The following is a 17,617-nucleotide window of genomic DNA, read 5'->3' as shown; positions in this document are numbered from 1 at the left end:
TTTAACTACTATAGGAAGTCCGTGTTTTCACGGAGGACCAAATTAGGTTAAGTTAATAAGGGCGCGCGGTGAATGCCTTGGCACTAGGAGCCGAAGAAGGACGGCACTAACACCGATATGCTTCGGGGAGCTGTAAGTGAGCTTTGATCCGGAGATTTCCGAATGGGGAAACCCACTGTTCGTAATGGAGCAGTACATTTACGTGAATACATAGCGTATCTGTGGCACACCCAGGGAACTGAAACATCTAAGTACCTGGAGGAAGAGAAAGAAAAATCGATTCCCTGAGTAGCGGCGAGCGAAACGGGAATAGCCCAAACCAAGAGGCTTGCCTCTTGGGGTTGTAGGACACTCTACATAGAGTTACAAAGGAATGAGTTAGACGAAGCGATCTGGAAAGGTCCGCAGGATAGGGTAAAAGCCCCGTAGTCAAAAGTTCATTCTCTCTTGAGTGTATCCTGAGTACGGCGGAACACGTGAAATTCCGTCGGAATCTGGGAGGACCATCTCCCAAGGCTAAATACTACCTAGTGACCGATAGTGAACCAGTACCGTGAGGGAAAGGTGAAAAGCACCCCGGAAGGGGAGTGAAATAGATCCTGAAACCGCGTGCCTACAAGTAGTCAGAGCCCGTTAATGGGTGATGGCGTGCCTTTTGTAGAATGAACCGGCGAGTTACGATTACATGCAAGGTTAAGTTGAGAAGACGGAGCCGCAGCGAAAGCGAGTCTGAATAGGGCGAATGAGTATGTGGTCGTAGACCCGAAACCAGGTGATCTACCCATGTCCAGGATGAAGGTAAGGTAACACTTACTGGAGGTCCGAACCCACGCACGTTGAAAAGTGCGGGGATGAGGTGTGGGTAGCGGAGAAATTCCAATCGAACCTGGAGATAGCTGGTTCTCTCCGAAATAGCTTTAGGGCTAGCCTCAAACGTTAGAATCTTGGAGGTAGAGCACTGTTTGGACTAGGGGCCCATCCCGGGTTACCGAATTCAGACAAACTCCGAATGCCAATGATTTATGTTTGGGAGTCAGACTGCGAGTGATAAGATCCGTAGTCAAGAGGGAAACAGCCCAGACCACCAGCTAAGGTCCCAAAGTATTTGTTAAGTGGAAAAGGATGTGGCGTTGCTTAGACAACCAGGATGTTGGCTTAGAAGCAGCCATCATTTAAAGAGTGCGTAATAGCTCACTGGTCGAGTGACGCTGCGCCGAAAATGTATCGGGGCTAAACAAATCACCGAAGCTGTGGATTGATACCTATGGTATCAGTGGTAGGAGAGCGTTCTAAGGGCGTTGAAGTCAGACCGGAAGGACTGGTGGAGCGCTTAGAAGTGAGAATGCCGGTATGAGTAGCGAAAGATGGGTGAGAATCCCATCCACCGTATGACTAAGGTTTCCTGAGGAAGGCTCGTCCGCTCAGGGTTAGTCGGGACCTAAGTCGAGGCCGATAGGCGTAGACGATGGACAACAGGTTGATATTCCTGTACCACCAAACCACCGTTTGAGCAATGGGGGGACGCAGAAGGATAGGGTAAGCATGCTGTTGGTTATGCATGTCCAAGCAGTGAGGTGTGAGTGTAGGCAAATCCGCACTCTGTAACATTGAGCTGTGATGGCGAGGACTTAGTCCGAAGTTCCTGATTTCACACTGCCAAGAAAAGCCTCTAGCGAGGTGATAGGTGCCCGTACCGCAAACCGACACAGGTAGTCGAGGAGAGAATCCTAAGGTGAGCGAGAGAACTCTCGTTAAGGAACTCGGCAAAATGACCCCGTAACTTCGGGAGAAGGGGTGCTCTTTTGGGTGTATAGCCTAGAAGAGCCGCAGTGAATAGGCCCAGGCGACTGTTTAGCAAAAACACAGGTCTCTGCAAAACCGTAAGGTGAAGTATAGGGGCTGACGCCTGCCCGGTGCTGGAAGGTTAAGAGGAGTGCTTAGCGCAAGCGAAGGTGCGAATTGAAGCCCCAGTAAACGGCGGCCGTAACTATAACGGTCCTAAGGTAGCGAAATTCCTTGTCGGGTAAGTTCCGACCCGCACGAAAGGCGTAACGATCTGGGCACTGTCTCAACGAGAGACTCGGTGAAATTATAGTACCTGTGAAGATGCAGGTTACCCGCGACAGGACGGAAAGACCCCGTGGAGCTTTACTATAGCTTGATATTGAATTTTGGTGCAACTTGTACAGGATAGGCAGGAGCCTTAGAGCCCGGAGCGCCAGCTTCGGAGGAGGCGTCGGTGGGATACTGCCCTGGTTGTATTGAAATTCTAACCCATACCCGTAACCCGGGTAGGAGACAGTGTCAGGCGGGTAGTTTGACTGGGGCGGTCGCCTCCTAAAGTGTAACGGAGGCGCCCAAAGGTTCCCTCAGAATGGTTGGAAATCATTCGAAGAGTGTAAAGGCAGAAGGGAGCTTGACTGCGAGACCTACAAGTCGAGCAGGGTCGAAAGACGGGCTTAGTGATCCGGTGGTTCCGCATGGAAGGGCCATCGCTCAACGGATAAAAGCTACCCCGGGGATAACAGGCTTATCTCCCCCAAGAGTCCACATCGACGGGGAGGTTTGGCACCTCGATGTCGGCTCATCGCATCCTGGGGCTGTAGTCGGTCCCAAGGGTTGGGCTGTTCGCCCATTAAAGCGGTACGCGAGCTGGGTTCAGAACGTCGTGAGACAGTTCGGTCCCTATCCGTCGTGGGCGTAGGAAATTTGAGAGGAGCTGTCCTTAGTACGAGAGGACCGGGATGGACACACCGCTGGTGTACCAGTTGTTCTGCCAAGAGCATCGCTGGGTAGCTATGTGTGGACGGGATAAGTGCTGAAAGCATCTAAGCACGAAGCCCCCCTCAAGATGAGATTTCCCATTACGCAAGTAAGTAAGATCCCTCAAAGACGATGAGGTAGATAGGTTCGGGGTGGAAGCGTGGCGACATGTGCAGCTGACGAATACTAATCGATCGAGGACTTAACCAAATAGAATTTGCACATTTCAATGTCTTTTATCCAGTTTTGAGTGAACAAGCACTCATTGTCTAGTGATGATGGCGAAGAGGTCACACCCGTTCCCATACCGAACACGGAAGTTAAGCTCTTCAGCGCCGATGGTAGTTGGGGGTTTCCCCCTGCAAGAGTAGGACGTCGCTGGGCACTATGAAAAGTCGTTACCGAGTAATCGGTAACGACTTTTTTTGCTGTATAAATTTAACTGTTTTAAAGGTTCTATAATATTTGTTGGGGTTTTCCTACAATTATCCATAAAAAATGCAGATCGTAATGTAGAAGTTATTATACGTAAGTTCACATAATTTAGAAGGTATAGTATTTTTAGATTCTATAATAAATATTGTGGTTTTTACACAACTAAGTGCAAAATGCTTGGCATCTTCCGAATTTTATACTTGAACTTGTATGATCGAAATCGCAGATTTGAGAGGTTATGTGAGAAGAAGCGCAAACGTAATTCATTTGGTGATAAAAGTTGCGGTTTCAAGTAAAAATATTACTAGTACACTATTATAAATAGATTATAAGTAAAGTTGATTAACTTATAGGAGTTTTTAATACACGTGAGAAAAACCTTATAAAATAAACAGTTTTCTAAAGAAAAGGTGAGTAATTACTATTGGTAGTGTCTCACCATTTTATTTCATCTATATATTGTATAGGTAATAATAGATGTAAGTTTTATTAAAAAAACAAAGAAAAACACTTGTCATTCTCTTTAGAGAGTGGTATATTAATTAAGTTGTCATTTTAACTACTGTTTTTTCAAAAAGTAATTAAAAAAAGTTGTTGACATTAATAACAAGATTTGTTATGATAATAAAGTCGTCAAAACGACATAACAACAAAAGCAGAACATGAACATTGAAAACTGAACATGTAAAACGTTAAGAAATATAACTAGAAAGACTAGCTTAGGTTAGTTTGATAGTAAAACAATTTGGACATCATTTAATGATGATGCCAGCAAAACAAAATGAGCTTTTTAAGTTCTCTATTATGGAGAGTTTGATCCTGGCTCAGGACGAACGCTGGCGGCATGCCTAATACATGCAAGTCGAGCGAATGACGAAGAAGCTTGCTTCTTCTGATTTAGCGGCGGACGGGTGAGTAACACGTGGGCAACCTGCCCTGTAGATTGGGATAACTCCGGGAAACCGGGGCTAATACCGAATAATCCATTTCCTCACATGGGGAAATGTTAAAAGACGGTTTCGGCTGTCACTACAGGATGGGCCCGCGGCGCATTAGCTAGTTGGTGAGGTAACGGCTCACCAAGGCGACGATGCGTAGCCGACCTGAGAGGGTGATCGGCCACACTGGGACTGAGACACGGCCCAGACTCCTACGGGAGGCAGCAGTAGGGAATCTTCCACAATGGACGAAAGTCTGATGGAGCAATGCCGCGTGAGTGAAGAAGGTTTTCGGATCGTAAAACTCTGTTGTGAGGGAAGAACAAGTACGAGAGTAACTGCTCGTACCTTGACGGTACCTCATTAGAAAGCCACGGCTAACTACGTGCCAGCAGCCGCGGTAATACGTAGGTGGCAAGCGTTGTCCGGAATTATTGGGCGTAAAGCGCGCGCAGGCGGTCCTTTAAGTCTGATGTGAAATCCCACGGCTCAACCGTGGAAGGTCATTGGAAACTGGGGGACTTGAGTACAGAAGAGGAAAGCGGAATTCCAAGTGTAGCGGTGAAATGCGTAGAGATTTGGAGGAACACCAGTGGCGAAGGCGGCTTTCTGGTCTGTAACTGACGCTGAGGCGCGAAAGCGTGGGGAGCAAACAGGATTAGATACCCTGGTAGTCCACGCCGTAAACGATGAGTGCTAAGTGTTAGGGGGTTTCCGCCCCTTAGTGCTGCAGCTAACGCATTAAGCACTCCGCCTGGGGAGTACGGTCGCAAGACTGAAACTCAAAGGAATTGACGGGGGCCCGCACAAGCGGTGGAGCATGTGGTTTAATTCGAAGCAACGCGAAGAACCTTACCAGGTCTTGACATCCCGCTGACCGTTCTAGAGATAGATCTTTCCCTTCGGGGACAGCGGTGACAGGTGGTGCATGGTTGTCGTCAGCTCGTGTCGTGAGATGTTGGGTTAAGTCCCGCAACGAGCGCAACCCTTGATCTTAGTTGCCAGCATTCAGTTGGGCACTCTAAGGTGACTGCCGGTGATAAACCGGAGGAAGGTGGGGATGACGTCAAATCATCATGCCCCTTATGACCTGGGCTACACACGTGCTACAATGGACGGTACAGAGGGTCGCAACCCCGCGAGGGTGAGCTAATCCCATAAAACCGTTCTCAGTTCGGATTGTAGGCTGCAACTCGCCTACATGAAGCCGGAATCGCTAGTAATCGTGGATCAGCATGCCACGGTGAATACGTTCCCGGGCCTTGTACACACCGCCCGTCACACCACGAGAGTTTGTAACACCCGAAGTCGGTGGGGTAACCCTTACGGGAGCCAGCCGCCGAAGGTGGGACAGATGATTGGGGTGAAGTCGTAACAAGGTAGCCGTATCGGAAGGTGCGGCTGGATCACCTCCTTTCTAAGGATAATATCGGAATACAGATTTTTATCTGTATCTTAACGTTTTGCAGTTCAGTTTTGAATGTTCATTTTTATGAGCATTTGAAAACTTGTTCTTTGAAAACTGGATAAAAAGACATTGAAAGAAACAAATTCAAGAAATTCAATTTGTAATCACTTTTGTGATTATATTTTGCGTAGTATTTTTAACTACTATAGGAAGTCCGTGTTTTCACGGAGGACCAAATTAGGTTAAGTTAATAAGGGCGCGCGGTGAATGCCTTGGCACTAGGAGCCGAAGAAGGACGGCACTAACACCGATATGCTTCGGGGAGCTGTAAGTGAGCTTTGATCCGGAGATTTCCGAATGGGGAAACCCACTGTTCGTAATGGAGCAGTACATTTACGTGAATACATAGCGTATCTGTGGCACACCCAGGGAACTGAAACATCTAAGTACCTGGAGGAAGAGAAAGAAAAATCGATTCCCTGAGTAGCGGCGAGCGAAACGGGAATAGCCCAAACCAAGAGGCTTGCCTCTTGGGGTTGTAGGACACTCTACATAGAGTTACAAAGGAATGAGTTAGACGAAGCGATCTGGAAAGGTCCGCAGGATAGGGTAAAAGCCCCGTAGTCAAAAGTTCATTCTCTCTTGAGTGTATCCTGAGTACGGCGGAACACGTGAAATTCCGTCGGAATCTGGGAGGACCATCTCCCAAGGCTAAATACTACCTAGTGACCGATAGTGAACCAGTACCGTGAGGGAAAGGTGAAAAGCACCCCGGAAGGGGAGTGAAATAGATCCTGAAACCGCGTGCCTACAAGTAGTCAGAGCCCGTTAATGGGTGATGGCGTGCCTTTTGTAGAATGAACCGGCGAGTTACGATTACATGCAAGGTTAAGTTGAGAAGACGGAGCCGCAGCGAAAGCGAGTCTGAATAGGGCGAATGAGTATGTGGTCGTAGACCCGAAACCAGGTGATCTACCCATGTCCAGGATGAAGGTAAGGTAACACTTACTGGAGGTCCGAACCCACGCACGTTGAAAAGTGCGGGGATGAGGTGTGGGTAGCGGAGAAATTCCAATCGAACCTGGAGATAGCTGGTTCTCTCCGAAATAGCTTTAGGGCTAGCCTCAAACGTTAGAATCTTGGAGGTAGAGCACTGTTTGGACTAGGGGCCCATCCCGGGTTACCGAATTCAGACAAACTCCGAATGCCAATGATTTATGTTTGGGAGTCAGACTGCGAGTGATAAGATCCGTAGTCAAGAGGGAAACAGCCCAGACCACCAGCTAAGGTCCCAAAGTATTTGTTAAGTGGAAAAGGATGTGGCGTTGCTTAGACAACCAGGATGTTGGCTTAGAAGCAGCCATCATTTAAAGAGTGCGTAATAGCTCACTGGTCGAGTGACGCTGCGCCGAAAATGTATCGGGGCTAAACAAATCACCGAAGCTGTGGATTGATACCTATGGTATCAGTGGTAGGAGAGCGTTCTAAGGGCGTTGAAGTCAGACCGGAAGGACTGGTGGAGCGCTTAGAAGTGAGAATGCCGGTATGAGTAGCGAAAGATGGGTGAGAATCCCATCCACCGTATGACTAAGGTTTCCTGAGGAAGGCTCGTCCGCTCAGGGTTAGTCGGGACCTAAGTCGAGGCCGATAGGCGTAGACGATGGACAACAGGTTGATATTCCTGTACCACCAAACCACCGTTTGAGCAATGGGGGGACGCAGAAGGATAGGGTAAGCATGCTGTTGGTTATGCATGTCCAAGCAGTGAGGTGTGAGTGTAGGCAAATCCGCACTCTGTAACATTGAGCTGTGATGGCGAGGACTTAGTCCGAAGTTCCTGATTTCACACTGCCAAGAAAAGCCTCTAGCGAGGTGATAGGTGCCCGTACCGCAAACCGACACAGGTAGTCGAGGAGAGAATCCTAAGGTGAGCGAGAGAACTCTCGTTAAGGAACTCGGCAAAATGACCCCGTAACTTCGGGAGAAGGGGTGCTCTTTTGGGTGTATAGCCTAGAAGAGCCGCAGTGAATAGGCCCAGGCGACTGTTTAGCAAAAACACAGGTCTCTGCAAAACCGTAAGGTGAAGTATAGGGGCTGACGCCTGCCCGGTGCTGGAAGGTTAAGAGGAGTGCTTAGCGCAAGCGAAGGTGCGAATTGAAGCCCCAGTAAACGGCGGCCGTAACTATAACGGTCCTAAGGTAGCGAAATTCCTTGTCGGGTAAGTTCCGACCCGCACGAAAGGCGTAACGATCTGGGCACTGTCTCAACGAGAGACTCGGTGAAATTATAGTACCTGTGAAGATGCAGGTTACCCGCGACAGGACGGAAAGACCCCGTGGAGCTTTACTATAGCTTGATATTGAATTTTGGTGCAACTTGTACAGGATAGGCAGGAGCCTTAGAGCCCGGAGCGCCAGCTTCGGAGGAGGCGTCGGTGGGATACTGCCCTGGTTGTATTGAAATTCTAACCCATACCCGTAACCCGGGTAGGAGACAGTGTCAGGCGGGTAGTTTGACTGGGGCGGTCGCCTCCTAAAGTGTAACGGAGGCGCCCAAAGGTTCCCTCAGAATGGTTGGAAATCATTCGAAGAGTGTAAAGGCAGAAGGGAGCTTGACTGCGAGACCTACAAGTCGAGCAGGGTCGAAAGACGGGCTTAGTGATCCGGTGGTTCCGCATGGAAGGGCCATCGCTCAACGGATAAAAGCTACCCCGGGGATAACAGGCTTATCTCCCCCAAGAGTCCACATCGACGGGGAGGTTTGGCACCTCGATGTCGGCTCATCGCATCCTGGGGCTGTAGTCGGTCCCAAGGGTTGGGCTGTTCGCCCATTAAAGCGGTACGCGAGCTGGGTTCAGAACGTCGTGAGACAGTTCGGTCCCTATCCGTCGTGGGCGTAGGAAATTTGAGAGGAGCTGTCCTTAGTACGAGAGGACCGGGATGGACACACCGCTGGTGTACCAGTTGTTCTGCCAAGAGCATCGCTGGGTAGCTATGTGTGGACGGGATAAGTGCTGAAAGCATCTAAGCACGAAGCCCCCCTCAAGATGAGATTTCCCATTACGCAAGTAAGTAAGATCCCTCAAAGACGATGAGGTAGATAGGTTCGGGGTGGAAGCGTGGCGACATGTGCAGCTGACGAATACTAATCGATCGAGGACTTAACCAAATAGAATTTATATATTTCAATGTCTTTTATCCAGTTTTGAGTGAACAAGCACTCATTGTCTAGTGATGATGGCGAAGAGGTCACACCCGTTCCCATACCGAACACGGAAGTTAAGCTCTTCAGCGCCGATGGTAGTTGGGGGTTTCCCCCTGCAAGAGTAGGACGTCGCTGGGCACTATGAAAAGTCGTTACCGAGTAATCGGTAACGACTTTTTTTGTTGTATATACTTTCAAATGGTTATGACTTGGAATGCTTACTTAGTTGATGAGAAAAGGCCAAGATTTTATGGGAATTAGATATAGACTTGTACTCAACTTGATACGACATTACCCGGGAAATAATTACATATACCGACATTAAGACACAAAAATTATAAATTAAGTTTTTGCGTATAATTTCGTCTTGAAAAGTATTTTTTATAGTCCAGCGTGCTGTTATAAAGAGGCGAATGCCGCAGATTTTTGCATATTCAAGAGCATCAAACCATCACAAGAATGTTACAGAGTATGGGATTAATAATTTTGAGAGAAGGGAAAGCAACTAAATATAAAATGAGTGAAAAATGCTATCCAGTCGCATCTTTCACTGTCCAATCAGAATTTTTTTATTCGGTTACAAATGCAAAAATGCCCCTCCAATGAGGGGCTACTTTATATTTCACTCATTAATGCATGGGTATTGCCTTCCGTGTCTTTAAAGAATGCCATCCATGTTTCGGTGTTATCCATCTTTGCAACCATATGTGGTTCGTCTATGAATAATGCACCTGCTTCTTGCATTCGTGCAACTTCTCCATGCAAATTATCCACTTTAAAATATAATACTGAGCTTTTGTGGTCGAATTCTGCTGTTTCAGGTCTACTTAATAATAATCTTGTATCTTCACATTGAAAGAATGCTAAACCATCAATTTCAAATAATAAAGGTAATCCGATTACATCCTTATAAAATACGACAGCACGTGCTACATTTTCTACATTTACTGCAACTTGTCCTAACTTCATATAGAATAACCTCCATCTCTTATATATAAATTCTAGATTATTGTCAATAACCCTTTTTAATATTAAAAAAAAAAATAATTAAACCAAATATCTAGAATGTGTTTTTAATTGGCGAAATAAATTAGACAATTTAATATTTATATTATATACTACATTACAACACTAATGCACTAACATGTATAAAAGGAGGTTTATCAAATTGAATCTAAATGCTGATAGTACGAAGCCTATCTATATTCAAATTTCCGAATGGATAGAGAATGAAATAATAGCCGATCGATTTCAAAGCGATGAGAAAGTACATTCTCAATACCAATTAGCAGACCTCTTCAATATTAATCCAGCAACAGCAGCTAAAGGGTTGACGATACTCGTGGAAGATCAAATTCTTTACAAGAAAAGGGGTCTTGGTATGTTTGTAAAACCAGAAGCCAAAATAAAGATTTTGGAAAAGAGACGAAGTGAAACGTTAGCCCATATGGTTAGAGAGCTTGTAATGGAAGCGAGAAGGCTTTCTGTGACAGAAGAGGAACTTATCCAACTAATTAAAAAATGTGAGGAGGAACAAATTTGAGGGTAATTGATTGTAAAAGGTTAAAAAAGCGTTATAAGCGAATGTATGCTCTTGAAGATATAACATTTCAACTAAATGATCAAAAAATAACTGGTTTAATTGGACGCAATGGTGCTGGGAAAACAACTTTACTAAAAATACTAGCTGGATTTATCAAAGAAAGTGCTGGAGAGGTGAAAGTATTTTCTAACAAACCATTCAATAATTTGTGTGTATCAGCCAATAGCATTTTAGTAGACGATCAAATGAGCTTTCCCGATTCATTGACACTGGCAGATATTTTGGAAGTAGGTTCAAGTTTTTATGCTAAATGGGATTCGGAGCTTGCTTCGCGATTATTTAATTATTTTAATTTGGACTCAAAACAGAAGCATTCAAAACTATCCAAAGGAACTCAAGCTACGTTTAATATGATTTTCGGATTAGCGACACGTTGTCAGCTAACGATGTTTGATGAACCTACTAATGGGATGGATGAAGCAGTTCGATCCGATTTTTACCGAGCATTGCTCAAAGAATATATAGCGTATCCTCGCTCTATTCTATTATCTAGTCATCATTTAGCCGAGATGGAGCATTTGCTAGAAGATATTCTACTTATTGATAAAGGAAAGGTAGTATTTCATAAATCCCTAGATGAAGTGAAGGAGTACGCAGTTGCTATTCAAGGACCAACTGACTTAGTAGTGAAGCTAACTGATCAAATGGAGATTCTTCATACAAGGGAATTGGATGGACTTCAAAAGTATATAATTGTAAAAAATGAAAACTCATTAGAACTTGGACGGAATGGAGAGATTACTATCCAACCTGTATCTGCGAGTGAAGTTTGTATGCTTGTGACTAGTGAACAGAAAGGAGGAATCGATGATGTTTTTAAGTAATAGTAAATTAGGCGACGTAGTTAAAACTCAAGTGAAATTCAAGTTGAATGCATATATGGGTGCGGTTGTATCCTTTATTTTCATACAATTACTGGGGCTTTTACTTTCGATAAATGGTTCAAGTTCTATGGGAACGAGCATAAATAATATCTCTATTAAAGTATCCGTAATTTCTTATGATATTGTTTTTATTTTCGTTGTAATATGGGCGCTTTTTGTAGGTAATTTAATAACGACGAAAGCATATCGCTATGACGATTTTTCGTTTGTAACAACTCGACTAAGTAATAACTTGGCAAACATCGTCGTTCTTTGTCTGCTTAGTGTATTTGCTGGAGTAACTACATTTTTATCTACTTATTTATTGCGCATTATAGTTCTTTTATTTAGCAATTTAGATTATGACAAAGGCCCGGGTCTTCTAGAAAATCCGATTAGTTCCCTTATTAATGTAGCAGTGATGATATTTGTAATTTTAACGATTTCGGCTGCGGGTTATTTATGGGGGGTACTTGTTCAAATTACTAAAATATTTATGATTCTTTTACCACTTTTAATAGTTGCAATGCTAGCTACCCAGTTTGGTCAAACGTTTATTCAGTACATCTTTATAGGAAATATTTCAATGTTAGTTTTAATGATTAAACTAATTTGTGTATCTGTTCTACTTTTTGGGGTTGCCATTTTAAGCTCGAATCGATTGGAGGTTAGATCATGAATAGTATAGTGATTCTAACAATCCTTCCTTTTATCGGTATACTCTATCTTGCATGGCGTATTAACCGAGTAATGGGAAGTTCATCAAAACGAATTATTTTGACTGGGCGTTTCAATAAAAGGCTTATTTCCTCTTATGTAATCATTCTTTTATTGGCGACGGTCGTATATGGATTCATACCTGCTACTGGCTATCGGGTGGTTTCTTCAAAAGATTATCAGGGGTTTAAAGAGGAGAATGAGGTATTTGAACAAGCATTTAGAAATAATGAGGAAGGTAAACTAGATTCAAAGTTTTTAGTGGAAGAATGGACGCAACAATTAGAAGATGACACATTAGAAATAATTTTTCGTGGGTCATATAAACTAAATCTCAAAGTACATGTGGAATGGACTGATTCAAAGGAACAATTAGTAGAAGGTAAAGTGTATCGGACAAATATAATTAGGTACGAATTGAATATGACTGATAAAATTCCAATGTCCACAATTCAATGGGAGGATAATCATCTAGTAATAACGGAGCCCCAAAATAAAGAAGTGACTTTTTATAGCTTTTCCAATGAATTAGGATTACTTTCTAAAGAGATGTATTTGTCAGACTATGAACTAAGTTGGTTGGGAGGAGACATGTATATATACTTAAAAGTACCGAAACATATGAATGTTATAGATAAAGATGGATTACAGTTTAATTGAAAAAAGTGCCTTACTTAGTAGATAAGTGAGACACATCTTTTTCTTATAAATCTGCTATGCTAGTATATGGTTTAAAGGGGGAGTTATTCATGATTACACTTGCACCATGTGAAAAGCAATTTAGAACTGCTTTTGAGAATTATCCACTTTCTGCGGAACATCTATCCTTCACTCGCCATCCACTTGAACTATTGGAATGCTGTGAAAGCACGTCCACCTATTCACCAATAGTTATATTAGAAAATAGTGTGGTTGCAGGGTTTTTCGTGCTCGATATAGGTGAAGATAAATTTCATTATACAGACATTCAAGAGAGCATTTTACTTCGTGGATATTCGATTCATCCAGCTTATCAAGGTCAAGGAATTGCTAAGGCATCGTTAGATCTACTTGTTACATATACAATGGAGCATTTTCCTCAAGTTAGCCAAATAGTACTTGGTGTTAACGAAGCAAATAAGGTAGCGCAATCCGTATATTTAACATCAGGTTTTATGGATGAAGGAAGAAGATTCACAGGAAGATCAGGTACACAAATCGCAATGTGTTTGCAGTTATCGGAAATCCATCTATCAAGGAATACTTAATGTCATCGACTTAGCTAAGTGTGCCCCGACCATCAGTATTATTTGTAATAAAGTAAAGAGAGGCTACATCTGAAAATACATTACGTTCACGCCAGAATACTGTGGTGATGGAACGCCTTATTTCTCCTATGGATTAGTTCTTCCTTCTAAAGTTAATAAGTTTTTCAAATGTAAAATGATAAATACTATTGAATTTACTTATCATAAATGGAGAGGTATGCTAAATCTTAGATTAGAAAGAATGGAAAGAAGGCTTTATTATGGAATTCATCCTCTTTTTTATTGTCGGAGTTGTAGGCAATGTAGTCGGAACATTAGTCGGAGGCGGAGGACTCATTAGCTTACCAACGATGCTTCTTATGGGGCTACCCGTGCACTCAGCAATTGGTGCGAACAAAGTATCCAATACAGTTAGCTCGCTATCTAGCTTTCTCGTTATTTTTAAAGGGAAAGAGGTTTCGGTGAAAGAGGCATTGTCTGTTCTTGCATTTTGCTTAGGGGGAGGTATTTTAGGTGGTCTAATCGCATCCTTTTTAAGTGGTGATACACTAACTATCATTGCCATCGTGTTACTAAGCTTTGCGTTTATCACTTCTTTTATGGGAAAGGGAAACTTTGATGGGACAGAAGACTTTCGTTTAAATAAAAAAATAGCACCTGCACTACTTGGAATTGGAATGTACGACGGTATGTTTGGACCGGGGAGCAGCACGTTAGCTCTCTACTTATATGCGAGTCAAAAAATAGCTTATATTCGAGCAGTTGGTTTAGCCAGAATCGGTGTTTTTGCTAGTTGTTTTGGGGCATCTATCACTTATATCTCGACAGGGAAAATTATCTGGCCACTCACCATTGCATTAATGCTTGGTGCAATTGTAGGTGCGCAGCTTGGGGTTCGATTAGCTCGCAAATTAAAATCAGAACAAGTAAAACCATTGCTAAGATTGGTTACTATTTTATTAATCGTTCAAATTTTGGTGGATTATTTGAAGTAAAAAAGTGAAGGGAGAATGAAGGATGAAAATGAGATGTGCAATACTAGATGATTATCAAAATGCAGCACTTAGATTGGCTGATTGGTCCCGAATACTGGATATGGTTGAAGTGCAAACTTTTTGTCAACATTTTAAAAGTGAGGATCAATTGATAGAGATAATTAGCGATTTTGACATCATAGTCATTATGCGTGAACGAACTCCCTTTACTGCATCTCTTTTTGAGAAACTACCAAAACTAAAATTACTTGTAACATCCGGCATGAGAAATGCATCAATTGATCTTATTGCTGCGAAAAAATACGGAGTAACTGTCTGTGGAACTGCGAGTATGTCAGAGCCACCAACAGAGTTAACCTGGGCGTTACTATTAAATGTTGCTCGCAAGATTACGAAAGAAAACAATGAGCTTAGAAACAATGGACCTTGGCAAAGTACTATAGGGACAGATCTGTATGGCAAACGTCTTGGTCTAATAGGTCTTGGCAAAATAGGAAGTCGAATGGCAGTAATTGCTAAGGCATTTGGTATGGAAGTTGTTGCATGGAGTCAAAACTTAACGAAGGAACAAACCGATAAATGTGGTGTGCAGCTAGCATTGACTAAAGAAGAATTACTTGAAACGTGTGACTTTGTTTCTATTCATCTTGTGCTGAGTGATAGAACTAGAGGATTAATCGGCACAAATGAATTGAAGCTTATGAAACCTTCAGCATACCTGATTAATACATCACGTGCCGCTATTCTTGACCAAGAAGCACTAATAGAAGCACTACGCGAAAATTGGATAGCTGGAGCAGGGATCGATGTGTTTGACATGGAGCCACTTCCAGAAAGTCATCCATTCCGCATGCTTCCCAATATCCTTGCAACACCACATCTTGGTTATGTGAGCGAACAAAATTATAGTACGTATTACAGAGAAACAGTTGAAGATATTCAAGCATTTTTAGAAGGATCAATACTAAGACAGCTATAATTACCACAAACTAATACAAAAAGCTGTCCCTAGGTCAAAATGACACTTTGGACAGCTTAATTTGTGTTTATGTTATTTCAACTCAGCCAACATCTTACCAAGCTTGTTCACGCTAGCTGTTTCTTCGGCAACTGTCGTTTTCAACAGTTCTTTTTCATTTACTAGTGCGCTATTCAGTGTTGCAAGCTCTGCAGACACATCCACACCAGTTTGTTCTCTTTTTTCTTTTAATGATTTGATTGTGTCAAATAAGTCTTCGTGACCCATGATTCTGTCCGCACCCCACATAAGTTTTTCTTTTGGAGCTTTTAGAACATAGTCCGTAAAATAGTTGTATACTTCTTTATCGAAGTAATATGCGTACCAGTTGTTATCGATTGTAAACAAGTAATCGTCTAGAGGAGTAGCAATATCGCCTTTTTCTAGTGCATCGATTGATAATGACAAGTTTTCAATGTTAGTTTGTGCATGTTTGTGAGGGAAAATTTGTTCGTCTTCCCAAGTTAAACGAACAAATTGATCTTCTGCATATTTAAATGCAGCAAGTAATCCACTGTTTAACTCACGACTTTCTTCATAAAACTTTTTAACTGAATCAGTATTGCCATCAGTTAGAGCATCTAAGTAATCTTCATTCACTTTCATGACTTTTGCATTTACTTCTTCTGCAGTTGCAATTGCGCTGTCAATATTACTAAATAGTTTGTCCGATGACACGCCAGCTTGTTTAAATACTTCTGCATTAATGTCTTCTTTCATTGCACTTAAGCGAGTAGTAAAATCAAGTGGAACGACAGCTGTTTCATCATAATGCATTGCTAGTAAACCATATAAGTTTAAATGGAATTTGTAGGCATTCATATTATAAGGGCCTTCATTATCAAATTGAGAGTGATAATGTGAATGCATAAACTCACTATCTTGGAAATCGTTACGAAGTGCAGGAACACCTGCAATACCAAATGAGAAGTCATCTGACCAAGTACGCAGTGGAGAAACGATAGAAATGCCATCTTTATATACTCCATCTATGCTTGGTACTTTTTTTGCAAACTTTGTTAAATAGTTATTTAATTCATAAACGGAACGAATTTCATCTTGTGTTGTATGTTCATAAGCAGGAAGTTCGAAGTTCATATTGGCAAAGGCTTTTCCAACCCATTCAGGATGCACCTTGAAAATTTGGTTGTATGCGCCTGTTGACCAGTCGTAACGAGAGTTTGAAACGCCCCATTCTTCCGCAGCAAGAGCATTGAAAATAATTGTTTTTTCTGGTTGGTATCCGCTATCTACTAATCCTTTTGCTACTCCCATCAATAACCCAATCGCTGCGTTATCATCTTCGAATCCAGAAAAATATGAATCGTAGTGAGCAGATAGTATGATATATGATTCCGGGTCTTTTCCGATAATTTTACCGTAGTAGTTAAACGATTTGCCATCCATTTTCACAGTAGATTTCGCATCGAACTTCACTTTAAGCTTATTTTTACTTGCTTCTAGTGCTTTCTTTAAACTCTTTACGTCCGTTTGGGACATAGAAAAAGCAGGAGCATCGTCTGGTCCACATATATCTTGTGCATTTAATGCATCCGGGTCAACTTCTGCATACCCAGCTTCTTGAACAGCGATTACGGCAGCTGCCCCTTTTAAATGGGCTTGATAAGCAGGATAGTTAATCCACCATTCTTCGCGTTGATTAATATCTATTAATACAAGCTTACCTTTAACATCCAATCCTGCAAGATCATCTGCTGTTCCTTTTCCAGCATAGACAACATCCAGTTCCTTAACGCCATTAGTATCAAAATTAACTTGGTATCCACCTAAAACAGCAAGTTGTTCTTTACCGTTTTCATCTGTAAAAGTTAAATCAGCTTTTTCGAATTCCCATGAGTCCACTTTGAACTCATCTTTTGTCACTTCAGTAAGTCCAATTTTCTTCATTTCGCTTCCAATTTTTTCACCAGTTTTAAACTCTGCTACTGACCCAGCGGTGCGATAACCAAGCTTCTCATTCGATTTAAATTCTTCGAGACTTTTTGTGAAATTATATGCATAGTCCACGTCTACTGCAGAAAGATAATTGCTATCTGCATCCTCAATAGTAGAGACTTCTTCCTCTTGGGTATTTCCTTTATTCACACTTGTAGATTCTTCTTTTGGGGTACACGCCACTAACGACATTCCGACTAGCATAGTCAAAGTCAGGCTAGTAATAATCTTCTTCATTCATCACATTCCTTTTATATTATTTTAGAACTAGATAATTAAACGACAAATAAAAGACAATGGCAACATTATTTTAAAATAACAAATAATTAATATAGTATTCATTTCCCTATGTAGTCAATAATAAACTTTTTGAGTAGTATATTAATTAATGAAACCAGAACCCTTACCATCGCACGGAAAATCCATTTGAGAGGCTAGATTCAAAAGGAAAAGACGCATAATTATTAGAG

General features: G+C 42.3%; 9 protein-coding genes and 5 rRNA genes. 12 read left to right on the top strand and 2 right to left on the bottom strand.

Going from position 1 to position 17,617, the window contains the following annotated elements; all coding sequences use genetic code 11:
- Nucleotides 1-45 precede the first annotated feature (45 nt).
- The 5 genes from PB01_RS17565 to rrf (PB01_RS17545) all read left to right on the top strand — a co-directional run bounded on the left by PB01_RS17565 (nucleotide 46) and on the right by rrf (PB01_RS17545) (nucleotide 8,886).
- Nucleotides 46-2,973: ribosomal RNA gene (locus tag PB01_RS17565) — 23S ribosomal RNA — on the top strand.
- A gap of 58 nt (nucleotides 2,974-3,031) precedes the next feature.
- Nucleotides 3,032-3,147, top strand: a 5S ribosomal RNA gene (gene rrf / locus PB01_RS17560).
- Nucleotides 3,148-3,999: 852 nt separating this feature from the next.
- Nucleotides 4,000-5,553, top strand: a 16S ribosomal RNA gene (locus tag PB01_RS17555).
- Nucleotides 5,554-5,784: 231 nt separating this feature from the next.
- Nucleotides 5,785-8,712: ribosomal RNA gene (locus tag PB01_RS17550) — 23S ribosomal RNA — on the top strand.
- A 58-nt stretch (nucleotides 8,713-8,770) separates the two neighbouring features.
- Nucleotides 8,771-8,886 (top strand): 5S ribosomal RNA (rrf, locus tag PB01_RS17545).
- Together the 16S, 23S and 5S rRNA genes form the textbook arrangement of a ribosomal RNA operon.
- Before the next feature lie 477 nt (nucleotides 8,887-9,363).
- Here the strand turns inward: rrf (PB01_RS17545) and PB01_RS17540 are convergent.
- On the bottom strand, nucleotides 9,364-9,717 hold the full coding sequence (locus PB01_RS17540) for a VOC family protein (RefSeq protein WP_151701376.1): 354 nt from the start codon (nucleotides 9,715-9,717) through the stop codon (nucleotides 9,364-9,366).
- A gap of 199 nt (nucleotides 9,718-9,916) precedes the next feature.
- Between PB01_RS17540 and PB01_RS17535 the strand changes: the two genes are divergently transcribed.
- From PB01_RS17535 to PB01_RS17505, 7 genes are all read left to right on the top strand, one after another.
- Complete coding sequence (locus tag PB01_RS17535; protein ID WP_192797393.1) at nucleotides 9,917-10,291, top strand: GntR family transcriptional regulator; 375 nt, start codon at nucleotides 9,917-9,919, stop codon at nucleotides 10,289-10,291.
- On the top strand, nucleotides 10,288-11,175 hold the full coding sequence (locus PB01_RS17530; RefSeq protein WP_151701374.1) for an ATP-binding cassette domain-containing protein: 888 nt from the start codon (nucleotides 10,288-10,290) through the stop codon (nucleotides 11,173-11,175). Before PB01_RS17535 ends, PB01_RS17530 begins: the two co-directional genes overlap by 4 nt.
- Entirely contained in the window at nucleotides 11,159-11,893 is a 735-nt protein-coding gene (locus PB01_RS17525) for a hypothetical protein (RefSeq protein ID WP_151701373.1), read from the top strand. The genes PB01_RS17530 and PB01_RS17525 overlap by 17 nt, the downstream gene beginning before the upstream one ends.
- Entirely contained in the window at nucleotides 11,890-12,591 is a 702-nt protein-coding gene (locus PB01_RS17520) for a hypothetical protein (RefSeq protein WP_151701372.1), read from the top strand. Before PB01_RS17525 ends, PB01_RS17520 begins: the two co-directional genes overlap by 4 nt.
- A gap of 89 nt (nucleotides 12,592-12,680) precedes the next feature.
- Nucleotides 12,681-13,178, top strand: a complete 498-nt coding sequence (locus tag PB01_RS17515; protein ID WP_192797391.1) for a GNAT family N-acetyltransferase — start codon at nucleotides 12,681-12,683, stop codon at nucleotides 13,176-13,178.
- 260 nt (nucleotides 13,179-13,438) lie between these two features.
- Nucleotides 13,439-14,173: a sulfite exporter TauE/SafE family protein gene (locus PB01_RS17510; RefSeq protein WP_151701370.1), complete on the top strand. Its 735-nt coding sequence runs from the start codon at nucleotides 13,439-13,441 to the stop codon at nucleotides 14,171-14,173.
- A 22-nt stretch (nucleotides 14,174-14,195) separates the two neighbouring features.
- On the top strand, nucleotides 14,196-15,152 hold the full coding sequence (locus tag PB01_RS17505) for a D-2-hydroxyacid dehydrogenase family protein (protein WP_151701369.1): 957 nt from the start codon (nucleotides 14,196-14,198) through the stop codon (nucleotides 15,150-15,152).
- A 72-nt stretch (nucleotides 15,153-15,224) separates the two neighbouring features.
- Here the strand turns inward: PB01_RS17505 and PB01_RS17500 are convergent, their stop codons facing one another.
- Nucleotides 15,225-17,384: a M28 family peptidase gene (locus tag PB01_RS17500; RefSeq protein WP_225986092.1), complete on the bottom strand. Its 2,160-nt coding sequence runs from the start codon at nucleotides 17,382-17,384 to the stop codon at nucleotides 15,225-15,227.
- Nucleotides 17,385-17,617 lie beyond the last annotated feature (233 nt).

The organism is Psychrobacillus glaciei (assembly GCF_008973485.1).
Classification (GTDB): Bacteria; Bacillota; Bacilli; order Bacillales_A; family Planococcaceae; genus Psychrobacillus; species Psychrobacillus glaciei.
Note: the sequence above shows the minus strand (reverse complement) of the source record. Positions and strands in the feature narration are given on the sequence as shown.

Bases quoted from the DNA above. Each gene is read 5' to 3' on its own strand.
- PB01_RS17540 (WP_151701376.1), bottom strand. From the start codon at position 9,717: ATGAAGTTAGGACAAGTTGCAGTAAATGTAGAAAATGTAGCACGTGCT.
- PB01_RS17525 (WP_151701373.1), top strand. From the start codon at position 11,159: ATGATGTTTTTAAGTAATAGTAAATTAGGCGACGTAGTTAAAACTCAA.
- PB01_RS17520 (WP_151701372.1), top strand. From the start codon at position 11,890: ATGAATAGTATAGTGATTCTAACAATCCTTCCTTTTATCGGTATACTC.
- PB01_RS17515 (WP_192797391.1), top strand. From the start codon at position 12,681: ATGATTACACTTGCACCATGTGAAAAGCAATTTAGAACTGCTTTTGAG.
- PB01_RS17510 (WP_151701370.1), top strand. From the start codon at position 13,439: ATGGAATTCATCCTCTTTTTTATTGTCGGAGTTGTAGGCAATGTAGTC.
- PB01_RS17505 (WP_151701369.1), top strand. From the start codon at position 14,196: ATGAAAATGAGATGTGCAATACTAGATGATTATCAAAATGCAGCACTT.
- PB01_RS17500 (WP_225986092.1), bottom strand. From the start codon at position 17,384: ATGAAGAAGATTATTACTAGCCTGACTTTGACTATGCTAGTCGGAATG.